At 39.9% G+C, this 15,756-nt stretch carries 16 protein-coding genes; 2 read left to right on the forward strand and 14 right to left on the reverse strand.

The features are described 5' to 3' along the window. Positions 1–18 precede the first annotated feature (18 nt). Complete coding sequence (gene carA, locus QQK09_RS00990; RefSeq protein WP_284202238.1) at positions 19–1,155, reverse strand: glutamine-hydrolyzing carbamoyl-phosphate synthase small subunit; 1,137 nt, start codon at positions 1,153–1,155, stop codon at positions 19–21. Positions 1,156–1,719: 564 nt separating this feature from the next. Here carA and QQK09_RS00995 point away from each other — a divergent pair. Further along, complete coding sequence (locus QQK09_RS00995; protein WP_284202239.1) at positions 1,720–3,177, forward strand: aminoacyl-histidine dipeptidase; 1,458 nt, start codon at positions 1,720–1,722, stop codon at positions 3,175–3,177. A 378-nt stretch (positions 3,178–3,555) separates the two neighbouring features. Here the strand turns inward: QQK09_RS00995 and QQK09_RS01000 are convergent, their stop codons facing one another. The 13 genes from QQK09_RS01000 to yceD form a co-directional block, all read right to left on the reverse strand. Continuing rightward, the gene (locus QQK09_RS01000) at positions 3,556–4,332 is read right to left on the reverse strand and encodes a TatD family hydrolase (protein ID WP_284202240.1); all 777 of its coding nucleotides are present in this window, start codon (positions 4,330–4,332) and stop codon (positions 3,556–3,558) included. An 18-nt stretch (positions 4,333–4,350) separates the two neighbouring features. After that, a complete protein-coding gene (holB, locus tag QQK09_RS01005) occupies positions 4,351–5,370 on the reverse strand; it encodes a DNA polymerase III subunit delta' (RefSeq protein ID WP_284202844.1) in 1,020 nt (339 codons plus the stop codon). 3 nt (positions 5,371–5,373) lie between these two features. Further along, positions 5,374–6,027 carry a dTMP kinase gene (gene tmk / locus QQK09_RS01010; RefSeq protein WP_284202241.1) on the reverse strand — a complete coding sequence of 218 codons (654 nt, stop codon included), beginning with the start codon at positions 6,025–6,027 and terminating at the stop codon, positions 5,374–5,376. 1 nt (position 6,028) lies between these two features. Then, positions 6,029–7,027: an endolytic transglycosylase MltG gene (gene mltG / locus QQK09_RS01015; protein WP_284202242.1), complete on the reverse strand. Its 999-nt coding sequence runs from the start codon at positions 7,025–7,027 to the stop codon at positions 6,029–6,031. 13 nt (positions 7,028–7,040) lie between these two features. Further along, complete coding sequence (pabC, locus tag QQK09_RS01020) at positions 7,041–7,853, reverse strand: aminodeoxychorismate lyase (RefSeq protein WP_284202243.1); 813 nt, start codon at positions 7,851–7,853, stop codon at positions 7,041–7,043. 117 nt (positions 7,854–7,970) lie between these two features. Then, complete coding sequence (gene fabF / locus QQK09_RS01025) at positions 7,971–9,212, reverse strand: beta-ketoacyl-ACP synthase II (protein ID WP_284202244.1); 1,242 nt, start codon at positions 9,210–9,212, stop codon at positions 7,971–7,973. A gap of 138 nt (positions 9,213–9,350) precedes the next feature. Next, positions 9,351–9,584, reverse strand: coding sequence for an acyl carrier protein (gene acpP / locus QQK09_RS01030; RefSeq protein WP_284202245.1), 234 nt, complete (start codon positions 9,582–9,584; stop codon positions 9,351–9,353). A gap of 668 nt (positions 9,585–10,252) precedes the next feature. Further along, positions 10,253–10,981 carry a 3-oxoacyl-ACP reductase FabG gene (gene fabG, locus QQK09_RS01035; protein ID WP_284202246.1) on the reverse strand — a complete coding sequence of 243 codons (729 nt, stop codon included), beginning with the start codon at positions 10,979–10,981 and terminating at the stop codon, positions 10,253–10,255. Between the two features lies 1 nt (position 10,982). After that, positions 10,983–11,924 (reverse strand): ACP S-malonyltransferase, encoded by a 942-nt coding sequence (gene fabD / locus QQK09_RS01040; protein ID WP_284202247.1) that lies wholly within the window; start codon positions 11,922–11,924, stop codon positions 10,983–10,985. Positions 11,925–12,031: 107 nt separating this feature from the next. Next, complete coding sequence (locus QQK09_RS01045; protein ID WP_284202248.1) at positions 12,032–12,991, reverse strand: beta-ketoacyl-ACP synthase III; 960 nt, start codon at positions 12,989–12,991, stop codon at positions 12,032–12,034. Continuing rightward, positions 12,984–14,024 (reverse strand): phosphate acyltransferase PlsX, encoded by a 1,041-nt coding sequence (plsX, locus tag QQK09_RS01050; protein ID WP_284202249.1) that lies wholly within the window; start codon positions 14,022–14,024, stop codon positions 12,984–12,986. The genes QQK09_RS01045 and plsX overlap by 8 nt, the downstream gene beginning before the upstream one ends. Positions 14,025–14,031: 7 nt before the next feature. Beyond that, a complete protein-coding gene (rpmF, locus tag QQK09_RS01055) occupies positions 14,032–14,205 on the reverse strand; it encodes a 50S ribosomal protein L32 (RefSeq protein ID WP_015464635.1) in 174 nt (57 codons plus the stop codon). A gap of 18 nt (positions 14,206–14,223) precedes the next feature. Further along, positions 14,224–14,748: a 23S rRNA accumulation protein YceD gene (gene yceD / locus QQK09_RS01060; RefSeq protein WP_284202250.1), complete on the reverse strand. Its 525-nt coding sequence runs from the start codon at positions 14,746–14,748 to the stop codon at positions 14,224–14,226. Between the two features lie 353 nt (positions 14,749–15,101). On the opposite strand from yceD, the gene QQK09_RS01065 reads away from it, so the two are divergent. Continuing rightward, the gene (locus tag QQK09_RS01065; protein WP_284202251.1) at positions 15,102–15,683 is read left to right on the forward strand and encodes a Maf family protein; all 582 of its coding nucleotides are present in this window, start codon (positions 15,102–15,104) and stop codon (positions 15,681–15,683) included. The last annotated feature ends 73 nt before the right edge of the window (positions 15,684–15,756 follow it).

Here is a 15,756-nt window from a genome sequence, read left to right on the forward strand (position 1 = left end):
TCTTGTCTGGTCTATTAACTAAGCTTTTTTGTACTGTTCAATCAATTCAATGAAGTGATTAAATAATGGCGCAGCATCATGAGGACCCGGACTTGCTTCAGGGTGCCCTTGGAAACTAAATGCAGCTTTATCAGTACGATGAATACCTTGTAAAGAACCATCAAACAATGAAACGTGTGTTGCACGTAAGTTCTCAGGCAGACTTTCTTGATCAGCAGCAAAACCATGGTTTTGCGCAGTGATCATAACCACACCGCGGTCTAAATCTTTAACCGGGTGGTTAGCACCATGATGACCGAACTTCATTTTCACCGTTTTAGCACCACTTGCTAAAGCAAGTAATTGATGACCTAAACAGATACCAAATACAGGAATATCCGTTTTTAGAATCTCTTGGATTGCGTCGATAGCATAAGTACATGGTTCTGGATCACCAGGGCCATTAGATAGGAAGATACCATCTGGGTTCATTGCTAAAACTTCAGCAGCAGGTGTTTGTGCAGGAACGACGGTTAATTTACAGTCGCGGTCAGCAAGCATGCGCAGGATGTTACGTTTAACACCAAAATCGTATGCTACAACGTGATATTTTCCTTCACCAGTATGCTCTGGCAGACCACCTGTTAACGTCCAGCTACCCTGTGACCATTCAAAACTTTCTTGAGTCGTCACTTCTTTTGCGAGATCCATACCTTTCAGACCAGGGAATGCTTTAGCTTGTTCAAGTGCAGATGCTTCGTCGATATTCTCGCCAGCAATGATACAGCCTGATTGTGCGCCTTTCTCACGTAAAATACGTGTTAGCTTGCGCGTATCGATATCAGCAATACCGACAACATTACGTGCTTTTAAGTAATCACTTAAAGACGCCTGGTTACGGAAGTTGCTTGCTAATAAAGGAAGGTCTCGAATGATTAGGCCACAAGCGTGGATTGATGCAGACTCTTCATCTTCATCATTTGTGCCTGTGTTGCCGATATGTGGGTAAGTAAGTGTTACGATTTGGCGTGCGTAAGATGGATCAGTTAGAATTTCTTGGTAACCCGTCATTGACGTGTTAAATACTACTTCACCAACAGAACTTCCATCAGCACCGATTGCAGTGCCTTTAAATACAGTTCCATCTTCCAATACCAGTATGGCAGAATGACTCAAGATAACCTCCGTGAAAAACAATAAAATAAATTTTACGATGCTATTTTATGATCTTTCAGCGGAATAATTCTCTATTTTTCCGCCAAGAAATCATAAATTTTGGCAAATTCGCGCTAGTTTATAGATGTTCCGCACAATTAACCAATCAATTTTATGTTTTTAGGGAAATATTTATAGAATTGTTTAAAAAGAAGGAGTAGAGATAAAAAATGGCCAATTAAAAATAGCCATTTTACATTATATATGCTTGCAATTTATAATTACTGCACTTTTATTTTACCTTATTTAGCATCATAAAAGAGGTTTAAGAAAGTACCTTCAAAAGTGTCAATGTTGCAGGTATAGTTGGTAATAGCAACGCAACTAATAGACCTAAAAAATGGCTCACAGAGTATGGGTCTTTAAAATTTTCTTCTGACACGGTATATTCCTTTAATTAGTTAATAATTTTTATTGATCTAAATCAATTTCAAGAATCATACAGTAAGTAATCCAAGCTAAACACTGAACAAAAACAGGGTTATATACTTATTTATTTAACCAATGTTTTTTATAAGGCCCACTATGCAAACTTTACTATCAACATCAACAAACCCTATCTGGTCATACTTTTCATCGATTTGTGCTATTCCGCACCCTTCTAAGCACGAACAACAATTAGTTGAATGGATTCAAAATTGGGCTACAGAAAAAAATATAGACTGCGTACAAGATGAAGTAGGTAACCTGATTCTAACTAAACCAGCCTCTGCGGGTTACGAAGATAAGACTGCCGTTATCCTGCAGGCTCATCTTGATATGGTGCCACAAAAGAATAGTGACAGTAGCCACGACTTTTTGGTTGACCCTATTACGCCGATTGTAAAAGGTGACTGGTTACATGCAGATAACACCACACTAGGTGCAGATAATGGCATCGGTATGGCAAGTTGTTTAGCGGTATTAGGTGCTAACGATCTACAACATGGCCCATTAGAAGTATTATTAACCACCGACGAAGAAACAGGCATGACCGGTGCATTTGGTCTTAAAGCAGGCGCTTTAAAAGGTAAAGTACTCATTAATACCGATTCTGAGCAAGAAAGTGAACTCTATGTAGGTTGTGCTGGCGGTGTTAACGTTAATATCGATCTAGCCTATGAAAAAATGGAACCTGAAGTAAGCCACGCAGCTTATGAAATTAGCCTAACAGGCCTTAAAGGTGGTCACTCTGGATGTGATATTAACCTTGGACGCGGTAATGCGATCAAAGAGTTAGCAGCTGTCTTAAATAACCTTGATGGCGTGCCATTTAATGTAGCTAACTTTGAAGGTGGTAGCTTACGTAACGCGATTCCTCGTGAAGCAAAAGCAGTAATTGTTTGTGATGAACAATATCAAAACAGTTTAGAGTTATTAATCAATACGCTACAGGTAACACTAGCAGCACAATTTGAGGGAGTTGAAACTAACTTAACGCTAACCGTTAAAAAGTCGACACTGCCAACATCTATCCTAACTCATGAAAGCCAAACAGCACTGCTTGAAAGCATACAGGGTTGTAAGAATGGTGTTTTCAGCATGGATAACAACTTCTCAAATGTAGTACAAACATCTAGCAACATTGGTGTCATTACACAGAGTACAGAAGGGAAATTATGCTTTAAAATCCAAGTGCTAATTCGCTCTCAAGTAGAACAAGAGAAACAAGATGAAGCAAACGAGATTCAAGCACACTTTGAATCACATGGCGCTAGCGTTCGCCAAGATGGTATTTACCCAGGTTGGACGCCGAATCCAAACTCTGCAATCTACCAAGTGATGGAAAACCAATACATTGAACTGTTTGGTAGCAAGCCAAAAACAATGGTTATCCATGCTGGTCTGGAGTGTGGTTTATTTAGTGCACAGTATCCGGAATGGGATATGATCTCGGTTGGACCAACAATTAAATTCCCACATAGCCCAGATGAAAAATTAGAGATCGCTACAGTAGATAAATACTGGGATTTATTAACAGCGACACTAAAAGCACTTGATTAATTTTTAGTACTTTTAAAAATAGAGTTTAAAAGGGGGACGATATCGTCCCCCTTTTTTGTGCCCGTTGGGTTACGAACTGCGAGCGACGAGTGAAAACACAAACATACCGATTTTCGCAGCTCGTCACTCACTCTCACACCTAAAACGTCCCCTCCTAGCATTGTCGGGCTAAAGCCGCGACCTACAGGGAAGCTGGTTTTGAATTTACTAACGACTAACCGCTAATAACTAACCACTGCTTTTGTCGGGCTAAAGCCACGACCTACAATAGATTCCGATCCACCTGTAGGTCGGCGATTTATCCCGACACGCCCTAGGCGATGCCTTTGACCTTACTGAACGTTGACAGCTTAAAACTAACCGCTGTATTTACTCTAATCAACGCTGTGCTTTATTAAACAGGGTAAAGAAGTTATTCGAGGTTACTTGTGCAAGCTCCTCTAAACTCACCCCTTTCAAATCAGCGACAAATTTTGCAACATCGTAGGTAAACGCCGGCTCATTCTCTTGACCTCGATGAGGCACAGGCGCTAGATAAGGTGCATCGGTTTCAACCAATAAACGATCTAACGGAATTGCTTTAATCACCGTTTGTAGCTCTTTGGCATTTTTAAAGGTGACGATACCCGATACCGAGATATAAAAGCCCATCTTCATCGCAGCTTCTGCCATCTCAATAGACTCAGTAAAACAGTGTAATACGCCCCCTACTTGCTCAGCCCCCTCTTCACGAAGAATATCTAAGGTTTCCTGACGTGCATCACGGGTATGGATGATCAAAGGTTTATTAAGTTTTTTAGCCACACGAATCTGCTTACGAAAACTATCTATCTGCCACTCTTTGGTTTCCGGTGCATAGAAAAAATCGAGCCCCGTTTCACCGATCGCAACCACTTTATCGCTACTTGCATATTCTAATAACACCGCTTCATCAAGTACTTCATCTTTATAGAGCGGATGAACACCACAGCTACTAAATATCTCATCATGACCTTTAATAAGCTCAGCCATTGCTGGGTAATCTTTGAGTGTCACACAAACGCTCATTAGATAATCAACCCCCATCGCTTTCGCTTTATTGACAACATCATCTAAATTTTTATGTTTCTTGTCATAATCTAATCGGTCTAAATGGCAATGTGAATCAACTAACATGGGCCTTATTCCTTTCTATTAATGCTTAAATTCATTCTTAATTTTTATCAACAACGCTGAAATTAACAGCTCTTTCTTTAGACCCGTATGCTCAACCAATTGAGTACGTACCTTGAGTATTTCACTGCACAAGTAACGCAAACTTTTTAAACTGACCCGCTCACTCCAAATTTGTAACTGAGGTAGTGCAAAGCCATAAACAGCATCATCACTTAAGGGCTGACCGGTGAGTTTTATTTTGTGTAGTTCATGGAACATAAAAAACAGTAGCTGCAAACGAGATTCGACATCGCTTGCAAGAAACTGGCTAAAATCCAATAACATTTCAGCGCGATTAAGTAGCGAAAAAAGCCCTTCTACACAATCTCTTCGCTCATCACTCGCATCACCGCTTTGCAATGCATTAAGGTAATTTAATAATACCAACGGGCAATTTTGAAACTGTCTTAATACGCCTTTATCGGTGACCGCAACCTGCTGCTGCGCTAGCCAACTTAATAACTCTTCATCACTAGGCGTATGAATATGGGTGTGCTGTACGCGGCTATAAAGAGTGGGCATAAGCTGATGATGAGTACGCGCAAGAAGAATAAGGTAACTATTCCCCTGTGGCTCTTCTAATGTTTTCAGCAATGCATTTGCAGCAGGTATGGTCAGCAGTTGCGCATCTTTAATGATAACCACTTTGTTATCACCTAAATGTGGACGCTCGTTTAATGAGTCGATTAAACTACGTACTTGCTCTATGCCTATCGCTTTATTGCTTTCACTCTGTAACAGATGAAAATCAAGGTGATTTTGCGCATCAAAAAGATTACATGAATGGCATTCACCACAGGCATCACTCTCCTGTTTATTGGTGCAAAGTAGGTATTTAGCAGTACGTGAGGCAAGTTTAAATTTTCCTAATCCCGCACTACCCGTAAATAGCAATCCATGCGCAAAACGCCCAGTTTTGCTATTTTGTACCAAATTATTAAAAGTTGGGGTAAGCCAAGGTGTTGCTACACTTGACGTCAAAGTATCTTTAGAGGTCATCAATTATAAACTCGCTAACCAATTATCTAATTGTTTGAAAATAGCTTTTTCAACGATTTCAGGTGTTTGACTCGCATCAATCTTCACCGCTTTCTGTTCAGCATCTGTTAGCTGTAAAAACACTTGTCGAGTACGTTCAAAAAAATCAATCGCAAGGCGTTCAATGCGATCAAGTTCACCACGACCACGCGCCCGGCTTAAACCAAGTTCAGGGTCAATATCTAAAAACAGGGTGAAATCGGCATTAAATTCACCGAGAGAAACTTGTTTGATATCCTCGATTAACTGTAGATCAATACCACGACCGCCACCTTGGTAGGCTAGAGAGCTCCAGTTATGGCGATCGCCCACTACGATATGCTGATTATTCTGAGCAGGTTTAATGATGTGCTCAACCAGTTGCACACGAGCAGCATACATTAATAACAGCTCAGCTTTATCTTCCAGGTCTTCACCTTGTACTTCCATTTTAACGATATCACGCATACGCTCAGCAAGCTCGGTGCCACCAGGCTCACGTGTATAGGTAATTTGCTCAGCAGGCATATTCTGTAACGCCAACCACTTAGCGATATAAGAGATCGCAGTACTTTTACCTGCGCCCTCTAAGCCTTCTATTACAATAAATTTACCCGCTAATTTTTCTGCTGCAGACATATTATTTTCCTCGAATATATTTATTAACGGCATTATTATGCTCTCTCAAACTTTTTGAAAAGTAAGAAGTACCATCACCTTTACTGACAAAATAGAGATACTTTGTTTTTGCAGGGTGTAAAGTGGCATAAAGCGCAGCTTCACTTGGCATTGCAATAGGCGTTGGCGGCAAGCCAGACATGGTATAGGTATTGTAAGCTGTTTTTTCACGTAGATCTTTGCTGCGAATACGCCCATCATAACGATCCCCCATCCCATATATGACAGTTGGATCAGTTTGTAAACGCATGCCAATACGCAAACGATTAACAAATACTGAAGATATTTTATCGCGGTCATCGGATAAACCGCTCTCTTTTTCAATAATCGATGCCATGATCAATGCTTCATAGGGTGTTTTGTATGGGAGACCCTCTTCACGCTCTTGCCACAGTTTTTTAAGCACATTAGATTGATGCTGATAAGCTTTTTTGATGATCTGGTAAGCACTCATATTGGCACTGTAATGGTAAGTCTCAGGAAACAATAAGCCTTCCAGTTTTTTGTACGGAATCCCCAACGCTTCAATTAATTGTGCTTCTGTTTTTTGCAAAGGTTGTAACTGCGGCGCATCATTAAGATTGACCATCCACTCTTTAAAAGTACTCCCCTCAACAAAGGTCACTCTATATTGAAACTCTTTGCCGGTATTGATGGTGAGTAGAATATCCTCAAGATTAAAACCCTCTTTAATCTCGTAGGTACCTGATCTAATCTTAGTTAATTCTGGGTATAACTTACCAACAATTTTCCACCAACGCAGATCCGTCACAACCGATTGCGCTAATAACTCATCACCAAAACGGGAGAAATTACTGCCAGCAGGTACCGTGATAAGCTGGGTTTTATCGATGCGAGGTAAGCTTAAATAATCCTCTATCTGTTGCTTAGCAACCACGACTAATATTAAAGCTAATGCAAACAATATAGCGAATGCACTCGCTACTTTTTTAAAACTCATTGTATCTGTTCCTTTACTCGATTAAAGATTGTAACTGTTTACAACGCGTTAAACCTGCGCTGCCAAAAATTAATTGTTGGTATTGGGAAACCGGAACGATGCCCATTAACGCATTAGTTAAACAGATAGCTTGTGCTTTTTTTAAGCTATCACGATGGATATCTTCCTCACTAATTTCAATACCTTTTTGCAGAGCAGATTCCATTACCTGACGACGCAATACACCCGCAACGCCACTACTGTTTAACTTTGGTGTTTTCCATTGCCCATCAAGATAGATAAAGATGTTCGCCGTACAAGCCTCGATAACATAACCTTGATTATCACAAACAAGACCTTCAACTGCTTGCTTGCTATGTAACTCTTGTTTAATTAGTACCTGCTCTAAACGGTTTAAGGTTTTCAGCCCTGCGAGTTGTTTATTGCTACCAAGTTGGGTTTCACATTGAATCAACTTAATGCCCTGCAGTTGCCATTGATGATAAAAATCGGGATAAACACTGGTCGTAATAATACGCAGAGGAGCATCGCAACCTTGGGCACTATAACCGCGCCCCCCGCTACCACGAGTGATGATAATCTTAATGACATACTCATTTCTATGCGCAACAGATTTGGCTATCTGGCCTACTTCTGCATTTAAACGTAACCAATCAATGGTGGGGAAAAATAGGTGTTTTGCGCCTAATTGTAAGCGTTGTAAATGAAAATCCCACAATTGAACGTCACCAAATTGTACTTTCATGGTGGTAAACAGGCCGTCACCATAGGCTAAGCCACGATCCATCGCATCAATTTGATTCGATTCAATTCCGTTAATTAACACAATATCAACTCCATTAAACAACTAATCCATGGTACTGATTAGTACAAACTATTTTCTGCAGACATAAAAAAACCCGACGGTAAAATCGGGTTTTTATTCTATCTTTTTTTTAAAAAATTAGATACGTTTGAAGATCAGTGTACCGTTTGTACCACCGAAACCAAATGAGTTTGAAAGTGCGTATTCAATATGCGCAGGACGTGCTTTACCGTCTGTTACGTAATCTAAATCACAACCTTCACTTGGGTTTACCAAGTTAATTGTTGGCGGTGCAAGTTGGTCACGTAGTGCTAATACACTAAATACCGCTTCGATTGCACCCGCAGCACCTAATAGATGACCCGTCATCGATTTAGTTGAACTCATCATTACATCTTTAGCTGCATCGCCCCAAATCCCTTTAACCGCTTGTGTTTCAGCGATATCACCAGCAGGTGTTGAAGTACCATGTGCATTGATGTATTGAATTTGAGAAGGCTCAATTTTTGCATCTTTAATTGCATTTTTCATTGATAATGCTGCGCCTGCACCGTTTTCTGGTGGTGACGTCATGTGGTAAGCATCACCACTCATACCAAAACCAGAGAATTCAGCATAGATTTTTGCGCCACGTGCTACTGCGTGCTCATACTCTTCAAGTACTAACACACCAGCACCATCACCTAACACAAAACCGTCACGCGATTCATCCCAAGGACGACTTGCCGTTTCTGGTGATTCGTTACGTGTAGAAAGAGCACGTGCTGATGCAAAACCACCCATGCTGATTTCGCTTGATGCTTTTTCAGCACCACCCACGATCATCACATCTGCATCACCGTATTGGATCATACGTGCGCCTAAACCGATACTATGTGTACCCGTTGTACATGCAGTCGTTACGGCAACATTAGGCCCTTTAAGGCCATTATTAATTGAAACGTGACCAGAGATCATATTGATGATCGTAGCAGGAATAAAGAATGGACTAATTTTACGTGGACCACTTTTATCGTAGTTACGTACATTTGATTCGATAGTCGTAATACCACCAATACCTGAACCGATTGCAACACCAATTCGCTCAGCATTATCATCATTAACTTCAAGGCCAGAATCTTTTAATGCTTGATCAGCAGCTGCTACACCGTATTGAATGAAAACATCCATTTTACGTGCATCTTTCTTAGCCATGTAATCTTCAACATTAAAATCTTTTACCATACCGGCAAATTTACATGCAAATTTTTCGGTATCGAAATGTTCGATATTTGAGATACCGCTTTTACCTGCTTGAATTGCTTCCCAAGAGGTTTCAACTGAATTACCAACAGGTGTTAATAGACCTAAACCTGTAACTACAACTCTACGTTTTGACACTTTTATCTCTCCTAAATTTCTTACTATTTATCTAAATAATTACTTTTGACTGTCATTTTTAGTAAAAATCATTATCTAGAAAAACACAAAAGGCGGTCACTGACCGCCTTTAGAATATTATTCATTCAAAATGAATGATTAATCGTTGTTTACAACGTAATCGATTGCTGATTGAACAGTAGTGATTTTCTCTGCTTCTTCGTCAGGAATCTCAGTATCGAATTCTTCTTCAAGTGCCATAACTAATTCAACTGTATCTAGAGAATCAGCACCTAAATCGTCAACAAAAGAAGCTGTGTTTACAACTTCATCTAGTTGTACACCTAATTGCTCAACGATGATGTTTTTTACGCGTTCTTCGATATTGCTCATTTTTATTTTCCTTTGGTAATACGCTTTGTGCGTTAATGGCGGTAGTTTATGCTATCGCATTTAATATTCAAGTATTCTATCACTGGTTAGACCAGTTATTTTGGGATTTTAATCAATAAATTGACGAAAACCAACCTTTTATTTAAACAGCCTTAGAATCGCATTATTTTAAGTGACAGAACTAATAAATTGTGGTTATTACTGCTAAATAACAAGCAATAACATCTACTTAACATCACAACATTATCCATTATGGGTAGCAAGCGGAGCGATACTAACAAGCTCAATAATAACAAAAACATCAACCACTTTACTCGGTTAATATAAGAAAAAAGTGCAACACTTTGTTTCTTATATTTAAATTAACATCTAGTTATGTTATGTGAGATGTTAATTGTAAACATAAAGCACGACATTTTAATCGCATTTATTTATGTTCACCAGAAAACCCATTATGCATAATACATTATTTGTTGGTGTAACAAGTGATAATTCAGGTGAAGTAGCCTGTGCAAAATACAAACTGAAAGTACAAGGTTTGATCTGAAAAAACCACATTTTTATCTGTTAGACGATTTAATTCACCCTTAGATAGTTTATAGCCAAGGACTTATAAATACTGTCAGCATTAGAGCTAACAGTATTTGTGATGACTGAATTAGCACAGTCTAAACCATGTACATGCCGCCATTCACATGGATAGTTTCACCTGTAATGTACGCAGCACCTTCAGACGCTAAGAATACCACTGTCGCAGCGATTTCACTTGGATCACCCAAGCGACCAGCAGGTACATTTGCAAGCGTTGCTGCACGTTGATCTTCATTTAATGCTTTAGTCATATCTGTTTCGATAAAACCTGGAGCAACGGTATTAACAGTAATACCACGGCTAGCAACTTCACGCGCTAATGACTTAGTAAAGCCAATAACACCCGCTTTTGCTGCTGCGTAGTTTGCTTGACCAGCGTTACCCATAGTACCCACAACAGAACCTACGTTGATGATGCGACCAACACGTTTCTTCATCATTGGGCGCAATGCAGCTTTGCTCATTTTAAAGATAGGCGTTAAGTTAGTGTCGATAATATCGCTCCACTCATCGTCTTTCATGCGCATTAATAAGTTATCACGCGTAATGCCAGCATTGTTTACTAGTACGTCTACACTACCGAACTCTTTTTTGATATCAGCAAAAAGTGCAGCGATTGAATCGTTGTCTGTTACGTTTAAAACAAAACCTTTACCCGCATCACCTAGGTACTCACTGATTGCAGCAGCGCCGCCTTCACTGGTCGCGGTACCTAAAACTGTTGCGCCTAGTGCAACAAATTTCTCAGCAATTGCACGGCCAATACCGCGGCTTGCGCCTGTTATTAATACAACTTGGTCTTTCATTTTATTCTCCTTTAATTGCAGCAAGTGTGCTTTCAAGCGTTGCTACATCATTAATTACTTGTGCCGTGAAGCTTTTATCAATACGACGAACTAAACCACTTAATACTTTACCTGGGCCAGCTTCAACTTGAAGGTTAATGCCTTGCTCAGCCATTTTTTCGATAATGCCAGTCCAACGAACAGGGCAGTATAGTTGACGCACTAATGCATCTTTAATTTTGTCTGCATCAGTTTCTGCGATCACATCAACGTTATTAATCACAGCGATTTCTGGCGCATTAAAAGTGATATCGTTTAATGCAATAGCCAATTTATCTGCAGCAGGTTTCATTAGAGCACAGTGAGATGGTACTGACACAGGTAATGGTAATGCACGTTTAGCACCCGCTTCTTTACACAAAACACCGGCACGTTCCACTGCGTCTTTATTACCTGCAATCACTACTTGGCCTGGGGAGTTGTAGTTTACTGGAGAAACAACCTCACCTTGTGCTGCTTGCTCACAGGCAGCTGCAATTTTATCATCCGCTAGGCCGATAATTGCATACATCGCACCGACACCCGCTGGTACCGCTTGTTGCATTAGTTGACCACGTAATTCAACCAGTTTAACCGCATCTTTAAAATCGATAACACCCGCACACACTAATGCAGAATATTCGCCTAAACTGTGGCCAGCAATAACAGTTGGCTTTTCACCGCCTACTTCTTGCCAAACACGCCAAATAGCAACCGATGAGGTTAATAATGCAGGTTGTGTTTTATCGGTTTGGTTTAATGATTCCGCTGGTCCATCTTGCGTTAATGCCCATAGGTCATAACCTAATACATCACTTGCTTCTTTAAATGTCGCTTCCACAATAGGGTATTGTTGTGCAAGATTTGCAAGCATCGCAACGCTTTGAGAGCCTTGCCCAGGAAAGGCAAAAGTAAAGTTTGTCATTTTTTATTCCTTAATAATATTAAATTATCAATAACAAAAAACAGGAGAAAACTCCTGTTTTATTATAATTTTTTAGTGTGATGTTCAGATCTAAGTTTTTTAGAATATCACATGCGAACTAGCGCACTACCCCAAGTAAATCCACCACCAAAGGCCTCTAACAATACAAGGTGGCCCGGTTTGATTTTACCAGAACGGATACCTTCATCAAAGGCTAGCGGTACTGATGCCGCTGACGTATTTCCATGGCCTTCAAGGGTTAAAATTACTTGGTCCATCGACATGCCTAATTTCTTAGCTGTCGCGGCAATAATACGTTTGTTTGCTTGATGTGGTACTAACCAATCTAACTGTTCTTTTTCAATATTGTTAGCAGCTAATGTTTCCACTACAACTTGACTCAATTTTTTAACGGCGACTTTAAACACTTCATTGCCTGCCATAGTCAGATAAGCATCATTCACGCTGTCTACATTGCCACGCTGTGCATTAGGTAGTTTTAATAGATCACCAAAGCGACCATCTGCGTTGATATGCGTCGACAAAATACCTTCATCTTCACTAGCAGTAACAATAACAGCACCCGCACCATCACCAAATAAGATGATAGTACCGCGATCTTCTGGGTCACAGGTTGCAGCAAGCGCGTCAGCACCGATAACTAAAATATTTTTAGCTCCGCCTGCTTTAATAAAGTTATCAGCAACACTCAATGCATACGTAAAACCAGCACAAGCCGCTGACACATCAAATGCAGGAATATTATAAATACCTAATAAATTTTGCACTTCGCAGGCTGCAGAAGGAAATGCATTATGATTGCTTGTTGTAGCAACGACAATTAAATCTAAGTCCTGCGCACTTAATCCAGCAGCTTCAAGTGCTTTAAGCCCAGCTTCTTTACCCATAAATGCAATTGTTTCATCTGCACTGGCAATACGGCGTTCTTTAATACCGGTACGTACGGTGATCCACTCATCACTAGTATCTACCATCTTTTCTAAGTCGTCATTACTACGTATTGCGGTGGGTAGATAGCTACCTGTACCTATAATTTTGCTATTCATGTGATAAACAATCTCGCTCTGATAAAACCGCTTCGAGGCGGTTTGAAATGCTATTTGGAATCTGCCATTGGATCTCTTTAATCGCTTGTTCGATGGCATAGGAAAATGCAATCTCATTAGCACTACCATGGCTCTTAACGACAATACCACGTAGCCCAATTAAACTGGCGCCATTATACATATCTGGATGTAAATGTTTAAACTGCTTTTTTAAGATAGGGCTTAATAATTTACCCAATAGCTTAGTGTAAAAACTAGAGTTTACCGCTTTGTCTAACTGTTGTAAAAAAACTCGCCCCATACCTTCATAACTTTTAAGCGCAACATTGCCACTAAAGCCATCGGTCACAACCACATCCGCTTTACATGAAAACAGTTCATCAGCCTCTATGAAGCCAACATAATTGATATAGTTACTTTCACCCAATAAGGTAGCTGAACGCTTAATAATATCACTGCCTTTATTATTCTCTTTTCCGACATTGAGTAACGCAACGGTCGGTTTGGGCACTTGCTCCACTTTTTCACACAAGACACTGCCCATCACCGCAAAGTTAAATAACGTATCACTATCGCATTGCAGGTTTGCACCTAAATCAAGCAGGTAGGTATGCCCACCACAATTATTAGGTAAGCCTGAAACGAGTGCAGGTCTGGAAACACTAGGGATGGTTTTTAAGGCTTGCTTAGCAAGTAGCATTAATGCCCCGGTATTGCCGGCACTCACACAAGCATCAACATCTCCATCTGCGACCATTTTAAGCACGGTATGCATCGATGAATTGGAAACATGGCGTAATACATATATCGGATTATCTTCCATTGAAATGACATTTTCAGCATGCACAAATGAAAGACGATCATGATCTAAAAGATCATATTGTTTTAACAGTGGAATTATTTTTTCACGAGTGCCAACGATAATCAGTGACAGTGTGGGGTATTTTTGAAGTGTTTTTTTCGCTGCTAGTAGCGAAATATGGGGGCCGAAGTCGCCCCCCATGGCATCAAGCGCAATAAGATAGTTACGCAAGGTAATCCTATAGTTCGATTACTTTTTTGCCTTTATAGAAACCATCTGCAGTCATGTGATGACGACGATGAGTTTCACCAGACGTTGCGTCAACTGTAAGTTGAGCTGGAGCACTTAGTGCATCATGTGAACGACGCATGCCACGCTTTGAACGAGTTTTACGACTTTTTTGTACTGCCATTTTAAAAATTCCTACTAGTTATTTGCGCTTTAGTTGAGCTAAAGCTTCAAATGGGTTTGGACGTTGTTCTTCTTCTTCTTCAATCTCACCAAAAGTAAGTTCAAACTTACTTTCTTCACAATCTTCGATTGCGTGTTTCGATATCTGAGGCAGAGTCAATATCAGCTCATCTTCTACGATTTCGTGAAGATTAACTTCCCCATTTTCATCATAATAAATGGGTTCATACACGTCTGGTAAATTATTTTCCTGCTCTTGATTATGAACAGGACAATACGTAAATTCAGCTTCACACTGATAAATCATAGGCTCATTGCACCGTTGACAGATGAGTTCTACTGCAACACTCGCTTTACCATGAAATATTCTCAACTTTTGTCGATCAATTTCAAATGTAAACTTCGTGCTGATATCAGATTGAATACTGATTGTTGATTCCGCTAATCTTCTCAATAGGGCTTTCTGAATTATAGCTTCTAATTCTGTGCCTGATTGAGCAGCGCGTACCGGATCAACGCTAATCGGTAGTTTAACCTTTTGCATGGGCGCGAATGATATAGATTGACAAGGCGATAGTCAAAGAAAAATAGTGATTTTTTATATCTTTTCACTCGAAAGCCGTCTGTATTCAAACTACTTTATTGAGCCATTCACAATGACAGCAAGGTCAAGCTTAATAGGATAACCTTTGTAAATATTTACAACGGAATCCCCCCCCTCTTAAAATTAAAGAGTCCACAGCAAATAAAGTGCATAAAATAATTACCGCACTCCAATAAGTAAAGGCGCAGTGCCTCTAAGGTTAAGCTATTTAATCACTCTTTTGAGCGCAATTATAGCTTTATTCTTTTACAGCTATTAATATAGATTCATTATCCATTAACGATGAAATTATTATGACCGCACAGCTTGTTTTAGCCTCTACTTCTCCCTTTAGAAAGCAGTTGTTAGAGAAATTACACCTTTCTTTTTTAACAGAAAAACCCAACGTGGATGAAACACCATTAGACGATGAAACCGCACAACAATTAGTGGAAAGACTCGCCATTGAAAAAGCACAGGCCGTCACAGCAAACTTTGAAAATGCGTTAGTTATTGGTTCAGACCAAGTATGCATGAACAATGGTCAAATATTAGGTAAGCCAGGTAATTTTGAAAACGCTTTTCAACAGTTAAAAGCAGCAAGTGGTAAAAGCATCACTTTTTATACGGGCTTGGCTGTGATTAATAGTAAAACGGGTAACATTCAGTCTATTGTTGAACCCTATGTGGTTAAATTTCGCGTACTCAGCGATCAGATGATCAGCAACTACCTCAACAAAGAGCAACCTTATAACTGCGCCGGCAGCTTTAAAAGCGAAGGTTATGGTATTAGCTTATTTGATGCCTTTGAAGGCAAAGATCCCAATAGTCTTATTGGACTACCGCTGATATCTTTAATCAGCATGCTAGAAAATGAAGGTATGCGAGTGGTTTAAAAGATAGCTTTCAGTTATTAGCTTTCAGTTATTAGCTGTCAGCTATCAGTTTGGTTCAAAAAACTGCTGTTTG

It is taken from the genome of Psychromonas marina, from assembly GCF_030161115.1.
Taxonomy (GTDB): domain Bacteria; phylum Pseudomonadota; class Gammaproteobacteria; order Enterobacterales; family Psychromonadaceae; genus Psychromonas; species Psychromonas marina.

Coding starts and splice junctions, on each gene's coding strand:
- tmk (WP_284202241.1), bottom strand. CDS start 6,027: ATGTCTGCAGCAGAAAAATTAGCGGGTAAATTTATTGTAATAGAAGGC.
- mltG (WP_284202242.1), bottom strand. CDS start 7,027: ATGAGTTTTAAAAAAGTAGCGAGTGCATTCGCTATATTGTTTGCATTA.
- QQK09_RS01065 (WP_284202251.1), top strand. CDS start 15,102: ATGACCGCACAGCTTGTTTTAGCCTCTACTTCTCCCTTTAGAAAGCAG.
- fabD (WP_284202247.1), bottom strand. CDS start 11,924: ATGACAAACTTTACTTTTGCCTTTCCTGGGCAAGGCTCTCAAAGCGTT.
- QQK09_RS01045 (WP_284202248.1), bottom strand. CDS start 12,991: ATGAATAGCAAAATTATAGGTACAGGTAGCTATCTACCCACCGCAATA.
- acpP (WP_284202245.1), bottom strand. CDS start 9,584: ATGAGCAATATCGAAGAACGCGTAAAAAACATCATCGTTGAGCAATTA.
- QQK09_RS01000 (WP_284202240.1), bottom strand. CDS start 4,332: ATGTTAGTTGATTCACATTGCCATTTAGACCGATTAGATTATGACAAG.
- yceD (WP_284202250.1), bottom strand. CDS start 14,748: ATGCAAAAGGTTAAACTACCGATTAGCGTTGATCCGGTACGCGCTGCT.
- holB (WP_284202844.1), bottom strand. CDS start 5,370: ATGACCTCTAAAGATACTTTGACGTCAAGTGTAGCAACACCTTGGCTT.
- QQK09_RS00995 (WP_284202239.1), top strand. CDS start 1,720: ATGCAAACTTTACTATCAACATCAACAAACCCTATCTGGTCATACTTT.
- rpmF (WP_015464635.1), bottom strand. CDS start 14,205: ATGGCAGTACAAAAAAGTCGTAAAACTCGTTCAAAGCGTGGCATGCGT.
- fabG (WP_284202246.1), bottom strand. CDS start 10,981: ATGAAAGACCAAGTTGTATTAATAACAGGCGCAAGCCGCGGTATTGGC.